A 10946-nucleotide genomic window follows, 5' to 3' on the forward strand; every position below is an offset into this window, starting at 1 on the left:
GCTACTTCCCCAGGGCCTTCTCGGTCGCCGCGAGCAGCACGCACGTCGCGACGCCGTCCATGGCGGTGGCGAGTTCGTTCAGCGACGGGAAGCTCGGGGCGAGCCGGATGTTCTTGTCCTCGGGGTCGTTCTTGTACGGGAAGGCCGAGCCGGCCGCGGTCAGCGCGATCCCCGCGTTCTTCGCGAGGGAGATGACCCGCTTGGCGGTGCCCTCCACCACGTCGAGACTGATGAAGTAGCCGCCCTTGGGCTCGGTCCAGGACGCCACCTTCGACGGCCCGAGCCGGTCCTCGAGGATCTTCAGCACGAGCGCGAACTTCGGCGCGAGGAGCTCGCGATGCTTCGCCATGTGGGCCCGCACCCCGTCGGCATCACCGAAGAAGCGCAGGTGACGCAGCTGGTTGACCTTGTCCGGGCCGATGGTCTTGATGCCCAGGAACTTCTCGTACCACGCCAGGTTCTCGGCCGAGCTGCCGAAGAAGCTGACGCCGGCGCCGGCAAAGGTGATCTTGGATGTCGAGGCGAGGACGAACACGCGGTTCGGGTGACCGGCCTCGGCCGCCATGCCCAGGATGTCCAGTGCGGGGGCGGCCTCCTCGACCAGGGGATGCACGGCGTACGCGTTGTCCCAGAAGATCCGGAAGTCCGGCGCGGCGGTCGGCATCGACGCCAGTTCGCGGGCGACGCGCTCGGAGTACACGGCGCCGGTCGGATTCGAGTAGGTGGGAACCGCCCACATGCCCTTGATCTGCGGGTCCGAGCCGACGAGCGCGGCGACCTTCGCCATGTCCGGTCCGTCGTCGCGCATGGGCACCGGAATCATCTCGATCCCGTACGACTCGGTGATCGCGAAGTGCCGGTCGTAGCCGGGCGCGGGGCACAGGAACCTGACGACGGGTTCCTGGGACCACGGGCGCGGCGAATCCACCGTGCCGTGCAGCAACGACGCCACGACCAGGTCGTGCATGATCTCGAGGCTGGCGTTGTTGCCGGCGATCAGGTTCTCGGTGGGGATGCCCAGGAGCTCCCCGAAGATGGCGCGCAGCTCGGGCAGTCCGCGCAGGCCGCCGTAATTGCGGCAGTCCGTGCCGGACGCGTCGCGGTAGTCGTCGGCCCCAGGCAGCGACAGCAACTCCGCGGAGAGGTCCAGCTGCTCGGGGGACGGCTTGCCGCGAGTCAGGTCCAGCGTCAGCTTCTCGGCTTCGAGTCGCGCGTAGTTGTGGGACTGGCGCTCGTGCTCTGCGACGAGTTCCTCATGGCTCATCAACCCAATCTGGGTTTGGGTAGGCATGCGGAAGGACCTTTCACCGCGCCCAACGGCACGGGCATCGGCATCGGAAGCTAGGGGACCCCGCGCACCCGGCAGAGCCCGTTGACCCTTGCTGCCTTCCGGCCCTGGGGGAGTTCACAGGATGCGCGCCGCGCGGGATCCATCGGCCAGTGTAGACACACATCGCCCGCGACCGTGAATCGACCCTGCCGCACCCCTCCGAAACCCGCGGCGACCTCCCCGTTTGGCATCTACCAGGTCGTATTCGGTATGCTTCCCCACGGAGGATTCGCCTAGTGGCCTATGGCGCTCGCCTGGAACGCGGGTTGGGTTAACGCCCTCAGGGGTTCAAATCCCCTATCCTCCGCCACGGCAACGGCCCGTGATCAGTGGAAACACCGGTCACGGGCCGTTGTCCGTTCGTCGGGCACGCAGTCGCGCGGTCCGCAGTCATCCGCTGCCGCAATTGCGGGTGCGAACGGCTGAACGAGGCGCGGCTGTCTACCCCAGCTCACTCGCAGGCGACGCCGTCCCCGTCGCCGTCCATCTTCTCGCTGTACCCGGGCTGACCGGCGTACAGCGGCGCCGCGCCGGCGGCCCGCGCCTCGGCGCAGTTGCGGAAGACCGCGGCCGGAGCCGGGACCGAGGGCGCAGGCTCCGGCGCCACCGAGGGAGCAGGTTCCGGCGCCACGGGCGCGGCGGGCACCGGCGCCGGGGTGGCGGCGCCACACTCGGTGAGGACACGGACCATCGCGTCGTACTCGGCCTGGGTCACCCACAGCCGGTAGAGGGCCTTGACCTCGATCTGCCGCGCGACGTACGTGCACCGGTAGGACCGGTTCGGCGGCAGCCAGGTCGCGGCGTCGCCGTCGCCCTTCTGCTGGTTGGCATCGCCGTCGACGGCCTGCAGGTTGCGGGGATCGTTGGCGAAGTTCGCGCGGGTCTGCTGGTCGAGCTGCTGGGCACCCTTCTGCCACGCGTCGGACAGCGCGACGACGTGGTCGATCTGCACGTCGGCGGAGGTGTCCTGGCCGCGGCGGAACTCGATGGTCGTGCCGGTGTAGGCGTCGTGGAGGGTGCCGAAGAGGACCACGCAGTCCCGGGTGGCGGTCTTGTAGGTGATGTCGACCAGGTCGCGCCGCAGGATGTCGTTGCGGGTGTCGCAGCCGTTGTGGCCGCCGTCGACGTCGACGTCGTCGCTCCACGCCGGTCCGAAGAGCTCACGGTCGTAGCCGGTCTTGGGCGCTCGGCCCTTGATCGGCAGAGTCGCGAGCGTGGTCAGCGCCGGCGTGGCGGACGCGTCCGCAGGGACGGGGGTCGGCGACGCCGCAGGAGCCGGTGTCGGGGTGGTCGTCACCGTCGGGGTCGCGGCGACGGTGGGCGCGTGGGTCCGGGTGCCGGTGTCCGTCGCCGCGGCACATCCGGCCAGCAGCAGGGCCGCCGCGGCGAGTCCGGCGCTCCATCCCCGACTGCGGTGATTCGGGGACTGGCGGGACGGTGAGGCGAACACGCTGGATACTCCTGGGGGCGGGATGCGGCACGGCGGCACCCTTCGCGGGGGAACGAAAGGGTGTCTCCCGGACGTCGCACCGGACATCCCTTTCGTTACCAGAGGTAACAGCACAAGGTGATTACGATTTGTCCGTGGTCGGATACGGCAGACAACTCACGGCCCTCGCCATCGCGCTGTCCGGCCTCGCCGGATTCGTCGACGCGCTCGGATTCATCACCCTCGGCGGTGTGTTCGTGTCGTTCATGAGCGGAAACTCCACGCGCATGAGCGTCGGCCTGGCCGACGGCGCCTGGGGCCCGGCCGCCCTCACCGCCGGCGTCATCGGGCTCTTCCTCGTCGGTGTCGTCCTCGGTGGGGTGGTGGCGCAACTGTCCGACCGCAGCCGTCGCGCCCGCAAGACGGCCGTCCTCGCCGCGGTATCCGCGCTGCTGCTGCTCGGTGCGCTCGCCCACACGGCGGGGTGGACGCCCGTCGCGGTGGTGGCGATGACCCTCGCCATGGGCGCGGAGAACTCGGTGTTCCAGCGCGACGGCGAGGTGAGCGTGGCCCTGACGTACATGACCGGGGCGCTCGTCAAGATCGGGCAGCGACTCGCGGCCGCGCTGTTCGGCGGGCCCCGCTGGAGCTGGCTGCCGTACCTGGGTCTGTGGCTGGGCCTGGTGACCGGCGCCGTCGGCGGCGCCCTCGCGCATCGGGCGCTCGGACTGCACGCCCTGTGGGTCGCCACCGCGGTCGCCGTCGCACTCACCGTCGCGGTGCGGCATCTGCCGTACCGACCGTGACGGAAGCCGGTTCCCCACGCGGGCAGCGATTGTCGGTGCCTGAGCCTACGCTCGTGGGCCATGAGCTGGTATGTGCCGAGCGCTCCCAGCGCGGACCTCGCCGAGCACGTGGTGTGCGTGTGGTCGGCGGTCTCCGACGGGCAGAGTCACCTCCTCGTTCCGGACGGATGCGTCGACGTCCTGTGGATCGCCGGCGTCGGCATCCGCGTGTGCGGTCCGGAAACGTCCGCGTGGTCGTTCACCCTGCCGCCCGGCATCGTCTCCGCCGGGGTGCGGTTCCGCCCCGGTCTCGCCTCGTTCACCCTGCGCGCGTCGGCCGCGCAACTCCGCGATACCCGCGTCGGGTTGGACGACCTGATCGGCTCGGCAGGGGCCCGACCACTCGCCGACCGGCTCGACAACGCCCGGACCGCCCCCGAACGGCTCGAAGTGTTCCAATCCGCGGTGCGGCGCTGGCTCGCGCACGGCCTTGCCCCCGACCCGCTGATCGGGCATCTCCGGCAGGCGCTCTCCGGGTACTCGTGGAGCGTCGGCGCGCTCGCCGACACCGCCGCGCTCACCGAGCGTCAGCTGCAGCGCCGCTGCAACGAGGCGTTCGGGTACGGCCCGGCCACGTTGCGATCCATTCTTCGCCTGCAACGGTTCATGGCCCTGGCCGACGCCGGTCCCGGGCGCGGACTGGCCGAACTCGCCGCGTCCGCCGGCTACAGCGACCAGTCGCACCTGAACCGGGAGGCCCGCAGGATCTCCACCCTGACGCCCACCGCCCTGCTCGCCGGCGAGGCACCCCGGTGGCACGGCCCGGGCTCGGCACTCGATGTCCGAAGTATCCAATCCCTCGGCGACCGCGGGGCGGAAGAATCGGCGGCTTAACGCCTCTCCTGCCTGAAGGCTGGAGATTCCCGGCTCAGACCGCAACCGCACCACCGAGGAGGTGATCCGCTTGTCTGACGTCGTCGACACCGGTGTGGCCACGCTCCGCCACAGCCAGAACCACTCCGGCAGCGTTCCGGTCCCGGCATCCGCTGTAGCCGCACGCCTGGCACCGGAAGATCCGTTCCGCGAGTCCGAGGGACTGCTTGGCTCTCACGAAACACCCCGAACACGTCATGCTCGTGTACGCGGGCCGCACAAGCACCACCTTCCGGCCGGCCCGCCTGCCCCGCTCGACGACTTCGCGCTTGGTCGCGGCGATCTCCGCATCCGCCCGCTTGCCCGCCATCGTGGACCTGGCCAGGAACCGCGGCCGGAAATCCTCCACCGCGATGAGCCCATGATGCTCGACCACCCGCCGCACCCACACCCGCGCCTCGTGCCGGGTCCGCGCCGCGGCCTTCTGCTGGATCTTCGCCGCCCGCTTACGGGCCCGCCGGTAGCCGTTCGACGGGGTTCGGCCTCTTCCCCGGCGGCGACGGGCCATCGTGCGTTGCGCCTTCGCCAACTCCGCCGCGCAGCGGGTGCGGTGCTGCCGGTGCGGCAGATCGAACCGTTCGTCGGTGGTGGTCGCGGTCCGGCTCACCCCCCAGTCGACACCGATCGCCGAACCCTCGGGGGCCGCGGGCACCGGTTCGGCATCGCGGGTGACGACGAACGAGGCGTACCAGTGCCCCAGTGCATCGCGGGTGATGCGCACACTCAACGGCTCGGACGGCAACTCCCGCGACCACACCACCGGGACACTGACCCCCTTGGCCGGCACCAACCGTCCCTCGCGCAGGGTGAAGCCGCGGCGGGTGTACTCGAGCGAAGGCAACGCCTTCTTGCGGGCCTTGCACCGCGGCCGGCCCCGCCCGCTGATCCGGAACGAGTCGTCCAGGGCCCGGGCGTAGGTCCGCAGCGTCTGCTGCTGGGCCACCTGGGATCCGGCCCGCAGCCACGACGACTGCTGCCGCGCCGCGGTGAGCAGTCTGCTCAGCTTCCCGAAGGTGGGTTTCGCCCCGGCGTTCTGTTGGTGGACCGCCTCGTTCCACAGGAACCGGCAGCGATGCCACTCGTCGAGCAGGGCGCGTTCGGCGAGGCGGCCCGGCCGCAGCCGGTAGTTGTAGCGCACCACCTCGCCCCCCATGCCCGGCACCGTAGCCGCACCCACCGACACGTTTCCTCGACACCACCCCGACACCGAGAAAGGAGGACGGCGCTTGTGCTCCCTCGTCTACGAGGCAGTATCCGCGCCGAACACCAGATGACCGAGACCCTCTCCCCCGCCCGTCACTACCGCGAACTCGCGGCGAAGTTCACCACACGCGTCGAGGCCGTGCCGGCCGAGCGGTGGGACGCGCCGTCGCCCTGCGAGGGCTGGTCCGCCCGCGACGTGCTGCGGCACGTCGTCGACACGCAGCGGCAGATCGTCACCGTCGTCGGCCTGGAACTGCCCGCCGGCCCGTCGCCGGACACCGACCCGGCCGGAGCCTGGGCCGCCGCCCGCGACGGCATGCAGACGATCCTCGACGATCCGCGGCGCGCCGGAATCGAGTACGACGGCCACTTCGGCCGCACCACTCTCGCCGCGACCGTCGCGCGGTTCTACAACTTCGACCTCGTGGTGCACGCCTGGGACCTCGCCCGCGCTGCCGGCCTCGACGACTCCGTCGACGACAAGGACCTCGACTTCGTGGAGGCGACGGCGCAGGCCCTGGGTGACTCGATCCGGATGGAGGGAGTCTGCGGACCGGCCGTCGAGGTGCCGGCGGACGCCGACCGGCAGACCCGGGTGCTCGCACACCTGGGGCGTCGCGCCTGAGCGGCGGTAACCTCGGGGCATGCGCGCTCCGGCCTTGTGGCTACCGGTGTCGCTGCTGGCCGTGGCCGCCCTCCTGTCCGGCCCCGCGGGGGCGGCACCGTCGATGCCCGCGCCCGTCACATCCGTCGGCATCCCGGCGACGGGACTGACCACCGACGTCCCGGCGACGGCCGCGACGATGTACGCGGGCGTGACCGACTCGGCGGACCCACCGCTCCCGCACGACGTCACCGAGAGCGGCGCACCGGTGTCCGTCGGCGACGAGTTCGACGAATATCCTTATGTCCGTTACGAACTCGAGTTCCCCGCCGGAACCGAGGCGGTGACGCTCCGGTGGCAGGGCCGCAGCGTCAACCTCGACGATCTCGCCCTGCACGTGCGCACGGGCCGATCGTGGGGCGAGCCGCGCGCCGTGGCCCGGCCCGCGGCGCCCGGCGGACCGATCGTGCTCGAGGCCCGGATCACCGGCGTCGCCGGCCCCGTGGAGATCCTGGTGATCGACGCGCCCCGTCGCGACCGGGGTTTCCGCGACGCCAACGCCGTACCGGACCAGGCGTTCGCCGATCCGGCGGACTACGACTTCGCGATCCAGCATCTCACCGACACCCAGTACCTCGCCCGCGACGACACCGCCGCCTTCCGGGCCATGACGACCTGGACGGCGCGGCAGGCCCGCGACCGGAAGATCGCGTACGCCGTGCACACCGGGGACCTGATCCAGTCGTGGATCCGGCCGGGCGCCCCGGACGCCCGTGCCCGCGCCGAGTTCGAGGTCGCGTCGGAGGCGATGGGAATCCTCGAGGGGGCCGGGATGCCCTACGGGGTCCTGCCCGGCAACCACGACAACCTGTGGAACGTCGCGGGCCGGCTCGTTCCCGGCGAGCACGAACGCAACCACGCGCTGTACAACGAGTACTTCGGGCCGCAGCGGTTCCGGGACCGGCCGCAGTGGGGCGACTCGGTGACCGCCACCGACAACTCGGCGCACTACGACCTGTTCGAGATCGCCGGCGCCCGGTTCCTCGTCCTCTACATCGGCTACAACCCGGCGGAGCACGTGATGCGCTGGGCCGAGAAGGTGCTGGCCGCCCATCCGGACCGCAACACGATCGTCGCCGCGCACTACTACCTGGACGAGGACGGCCGCCTGCGGATGAGCGGATTCGGCGACATCGGCGGCAGTTCGGGCCAGCAGATCTGGAACCGGCTCGTCGTGCCGCACGAGTCGGTGTTCATGGTGCTGTCCGGGCACGTGGACGGGCAGACGACCGTGACCGACCGCCCGATCCCCGGCAGCGACCGGCGCGTGGTCGAGATGCTCGCCGACTATCAGTACTTCCTGGTCGACGGACGACGCGCGACGGCGTTCCAGCGGTTGCTGCAGTTCGATCTCGACGCCGGCACGGTCGCCGTCACCACTCACTCCCCCGCGCTCGACAGCTTCCGGGTGGAGGACCACGACCCGCGGCGCCGCTACACGCCGGAGGACGGCGACTTCGTGGTGGACGTGCAACTGCGTGCCGGCGTGCCGCGCGCGGTACTCCCCGGCTGAGGCCGGCTCACCTTGCCGCCGAAACCAGTTCACGGACGCGCGGTGCGACCTCCTGTGCGAATCGCTCGATGTCGGTGCGGGAATCGGTGCCGAGCACGAAGCCGCTGATGCCGTGGCGCAGGGTCAGCTCCGCGAGCTGCTCCGCCCACACGGCGGCCGGCCCGGCGAGGAACCCGCCGTCCGCACTGCCGTCGAATCGGCCGCTGATGTTGTAGAGCCGGCGGATCTCACGCGGGTCCCGGCCGGCGTCCACAGCTGCCTCGTCGACCCGCCTCGACATCTCGGCGAGTCTGTCCGGCAAAGCGGCGAACGAGCTGGGCAGCCATCCGTCGGCGGCGCGTCCGGTGAGGGCGAGCATGCGAGGACCGTAGGCGCCGAGCCAGATTCCGATGTCGTGGGCGGGCGCCGGGCCGCGCTTGGCGCCGGCGAGACGGTAGTGGGTGCCGTCGACGCGGGCGCCGCCCCGGCGGTCGGCCCACAGCTCCCGGATGACGGTGATCGCCTCCTCGAGCGCGTCGACGGCTTCGCCCGTGGTGCGGTGCGGTCCGCCGTTCGCGGCGATCGCGTCCCAGTAGGCTCCCGCGCCGAGGCCGAGTTCCACGCGTCCACCGCTGAGCCGGTCGAGGGAGGCCGCGCTGCGCGCGAGGATCGCCGGGCCGCGCAACGGCAGGTTCGCCACGTTCGGCGCCACGAGTACCCGCGTCGTCCGCGCGGCGACCCAGGTGAGCAGGGTCCAGGCATCGAGGAAGCGGGCCTGGTACGGGTGGTCCTGGAAGGTGACCAGGTCCAGCCCGGCGCGCTCGGAGGCGACCGCGAGGTCGACGACCGCGGCAGGGTTCTCGGCGGTCGGCGTGAGGAAGCTGCCGAAGAGGAGCTTCCGGCCGTACTCGGACATGGGGTCCTTCCGGTGGGTGAGCCGACCGGTTCATCGTGCTGCATCCGGACGGACGTGGGAAGTTTGCCGCCGCCGTCACAGGGAATGCGGGATAATCGGTCACATTCGATCCTCCGGAGGTTCCCGTGCGACTGAGCAACGTTCCGCTCCGGCTGGCCACCGGTGCCTTCATCCTCAATTCCGGGCTGGGCAAGCGCGATCTCCCGCCCGAGGCCGCGGCAGGGCTGCAGGACATGGCGAGCAAGGCGCTCCCCCGGCTCGGGAAGATGCGGCCGGAGACGTTCGGCCAGGCCCTGTCGACCGCCGAGATCGGCGTCGGCGCCCTGCTGCTGGCGCCCGTCGTCTCCCCCGTCGTCGCCGGCGCCGCGCTGACCGCCTTCAGTTCGGGTCTGCTCGCGATGTACTGGCGGATGCCCGGGATGCACGAGGGCGGATCGTTCCGCCCGACCCAGCAGGGCACGCCGATCGCCAAGGACGTCTGGCTCCTCGGCACGGGCCTGTCCCTGATCATCAGCGGGATGGCCAGGAACTGACCGCGCGGGACCGCGGCGGTTCGGCGCGGCAGGTGCTCCTTTCGCACCTTGCCGCCGGTGAGCGCTCCGTCGGAGGTTCAGCGCGGCACACCACGGGGTAACGCCGAATCATGAACACACGACGTACAAGCTTGATCGCAGGCGTGTCCCTGACCGCACTCGTCGCCGCCGGATGCGGCGGCGACGACGCCTCGACGGACAACCAGGCGACCGTCGAGACGCCCCCCGCGTCTTCGGAAACGACCACCGGCATGCCCACGCCCCTGCCCGGCACGGATGGAGTGGCCTTCCAGCTGCCCGGGGAAGGTGGGGGTGACGACAACGCATACACCTACGACGAAGCCGCCGTCCCGGTGGGTTCGACCGTGACCGTCGAATCCGAGGAGGAGAACGGCCGCACGACGGTCACGCTCAACGCAACCGGTCTTGCACCCACCCGCGACTTCGGCGTGCATGCACACACGCAACCGTGCGGGCCACAGCCGTCGGATGCGGGGCCGCACTATCAGAACAATGCGGACCCCGCGGCCACCCCGCAATCCCCGTCGACGGACCCGGCCTACGCGAACCCCCAGAACGAGATCTGGCTCGACATCACCACCGACGGCAACGGCAACGCCCAGGCGTCGACGACCGTCGACTGGGCGGTTCGCGACGGTGCGGCCGCATCCGTGGTGCTCCACGCGCAGCGCACCAAGACCGGCCCCGGCGAGGCCGGCATGGCCGGGGATCGCCTGGCCTGTATCGACGAGGACTTCTGACGAACGCCGGCTGTCCTGTGACCGCACGCGGCACCGCGGGTGGTGCAGGACGATCGCCGACACCGCCCGGAGGCGCGGGGGCCGATGCCCCATACCGACGTATGGAGATGCGCGCAGGTACGGTGCATCCATGCGCGCGCGCCCCTATGCCACCACCAGTCCCACGCGTCTCGCCGCGGCCCTGCTCGAGGTCGCGGCGCGGATCGGGCTCGACGGCGCCAGCGTGCGCGAGGTGGCCAGCCATGCAGGTGTATCGATCGGCGCCGTGCAGCACCATTTTCCTACCAAGGACGAGATGCTCGCCTACTCGTTCCGTTCGCTCGCCGAGCGGGTGCTGACGCGGCTGAGCACCGTCGACCCCGACATCGATCCGGCGCGCACCCTGTTCGCGGCCCTGAGCCAGCTGCTGCCACTCGACGAGCCGCGCACCGCCGAGGCGCACGTGATGGCGGCGTTCACCGTGCGGGCCGCCACGTCGCCCTCGTTGAGCACGATCCGGCACACGACGCTGTTCACGATGCGCACCGCGGTCTCCGCCGTCCTGATCCGGATGGGCACCGCGGAGCCCGAAACCCGGGCGGCGCTCCTGCTGGCTGCGGTCAACGGCCTGGCCCTCGATGCCGTCGCCAGCCCGGAACTGTATCCGCCGGAATACCTCACCCACGCGTTGCACACCCAGATCCAGCTGTCGCTCGACGGCGCGGACGCCCACTGACCGTCGCGTACCCCAAATCGTCTGTGGCCGAATGTCACACGCGTTCGATCCGATCGACGCGATGATGCTCCTATGTTCCGTCAAGGGGGTTTGGGGTTCCGGTGGTGGTGAGCAGGCGGAAGACTTCGCGGGCTACGGCACGTTTGAGGCAGCGGATGATCTCGCGGGTGCTTTTGCCTTCCGCG

Annotated in this window: 11 protein-coding genes, 1 tRNA gene and 1 other RNA gene; 8 read left to right on the forward strand and 5 right to left on the reverse strand. The window is 70.9% G+C overall.

What is annotated here, in order from left to right:
- Nucleotide 1 precedes the first annotated feature (1 nt).
- Complete coding sequence (locus tag G6038_RS17475; RefSeq protein ID WP_165039078.1) at nt 2-1291, reverse strand: aminotransferase class I/II-fold pyridoxal phosphate-dependent enzyme; 1290 nt, start codon at nt 1289-1291, stop codon at nt 2-4.
- A gap of 49 nt (nt 1292-1340) precedes the next feature.
- Nucleotides 1341-1435, reverse strand: an RNA gene (gene ffs, locus G6038_RS17480) — signal recognition particle sRNA small type.
- A gap of 117 nt (nt 1436-1552) precedes the next feature.
- Between ffs and G6038_RS17485 the strand changes: the two genes are divergently transcribed.
- Nucleotides 1553-1640: transfer RNA gene (locus G6038_RS17485), tRNA-Ser, on the forward strand.
- Nucleotides 1641-1781: 141 nt separating this feature from the next.
- Here G6038_RS17485 and G6038_RS17490 read toward each other — a convergent pair.
- The gene (locus G6038_RS17490; protein WP_165039079.1) at nt 1782-2780 is read right to left on the reverse strand and encodes a DUF1524 domain-containing protein; all 999 of its coding nucleotides are present in this window, start codon (nt 2778-2780) and stop codon (nt 1782-1784) included.
- A 134-nt stretch (nt 2781-2914) separates the two neighbouring features.
- Here G6038_RS17490 and G6038_RS17495 point away from each other — a divergent pair, with 134 nt between their 5' ends.
- Together G6038_RS17495 and G6038_RS17500 are read left to right on the forward strand one after the other, a co-directional pair.
- A complete protein-coding gene (locus G6038_RS17495; protein WP_165039080.1) occupies nt 2915-3565 on the forward strand; it encodes a YoaK family protein in 651 nt (216 codons plus the stop codon).
- A gap of 60 nt (nt 3566-3625) precedes the next feature.
- Nucleotides 3626-4438, forward strand: coding sequence for a helix-turn-helix domain-containing protein (locus tag G6038_RS17500; protein WP_206024966.1), 813 nt, complete (start codon nt 3626-3628; stop codon nt 4436-4438).
- Between the two features lie 34 nt (nt 4439-4472).
- Here G6038_RS17500 and G6038_RS17505 read toward each other — a convergent pair whose 3' ends face one another.
- Nucleotides 4473-5630, reverse strand: a complete 1158-nt coding sequence (locus tag G6038_RS17505; protein ID WP_165039090.1) for an RNA-guided endonuclease TnpB family protein — start codon at nt 5628-5630, stop codon at nt 4473-4475.
- Nucleotides 5631-5747: 117 nt separating this feature from the next.
- Here G6038_RS17505 and G6038_RS17510 point away from each other — a divergent pair, with 117 nt between their 5' ends.
- Entirely contained in the window at nt 5748-6305 is a 558-nt protein-coding gene (locus G6038_RS17510) for a TIGR03086 family metal-binding protein (protein WP_165039081.1), read from the forward strand.
- Between the two features lie 19 nt (nt 6306-6324).
- Nucleotides 6325-7857 carry a metallophosphoesterase gene (locus G6038_RS17515; RefSeq protein WP_165039082.1) on the forward strand — a complete coding sequence of 511 codons (1533 nt, stop codon included), beginning with the start codon at nt 6325-6327 and terminating at the stop codon, nt 7855-7857.
- 7 nt (nt 7858-7864) lie between these two features.
- Here the strand turns inward: G6038_RS17515 and G6038_RS17520 are convergent, their stop codons facing one another.
- Nucleotides 7865-8752 carry an LLM class flavin-dependent oxidoreductase gene (locus tag G6038_RS17520; protein ID WP_165039083.1) on the reverse strand — a complete coding sequence of 296 codons (888 nt, stop codon included), beginning with the start codon at nt 8750-8752 and terminating at the stop codon, nt 7865-7867.
- A gap of 125 nt (nt 8753-8877) precedes the next feature.
- Here G6038_RS17520 and G6038_RS17525 point away from each other — a divergent pair, with 125 nt between their 5' ends.
- From G6038_RS17525 to G6038_RS17535, 3 genes are all read left to right on the forward strand, one after another.
- Nucleotides 8878-9285, forward strand: coding sequence for a hypothetical protein (locus G6038_RS17525; RefSeq protein WP_165039084.1), 408 nt, complete (start codon nt 8878-8880; stop codon nt 9283-9285).
- A 110-nt stretch (nt 9286-9395) separates the two neighbouring features.
- Nucleotides 9396-10046 carry a superoxide dismutase family protein gene (locus tag G6038_RS17530; protein WP_165039085.1) on the forward strand — a complete coding sequence of 217 codons (651 nt, stop codon included), beginning with the start codon at nt 9396-9398 and terminating at the stop codon, nt 10044-10046.
- A gap of 130 nt (nt 10047-10176) precedes the next feature.
- On the forward strand, nt 10177-10761 hold the full coding sequence (locus tag G6038_RS17535; protein ID WP_165039086.1) for a TetR/AcrR family transcriptional regulator: 585 nt from the start codon (nt 10177-10179) through the stop codon (nt 10759-10761).
- Nucleotides 10762-10946: the final 185 nt, after the last annotated feature.

This window comes from Rhodococcus sp. 14C212, assembly GCF_011058195.1.
Lineage (GTDB): Bacteria > Actinomycetota > Actinomycetes > Mycobacteriales > Mycobacteriaceae > Rhodococcus > Rhodococcus aetherivorans.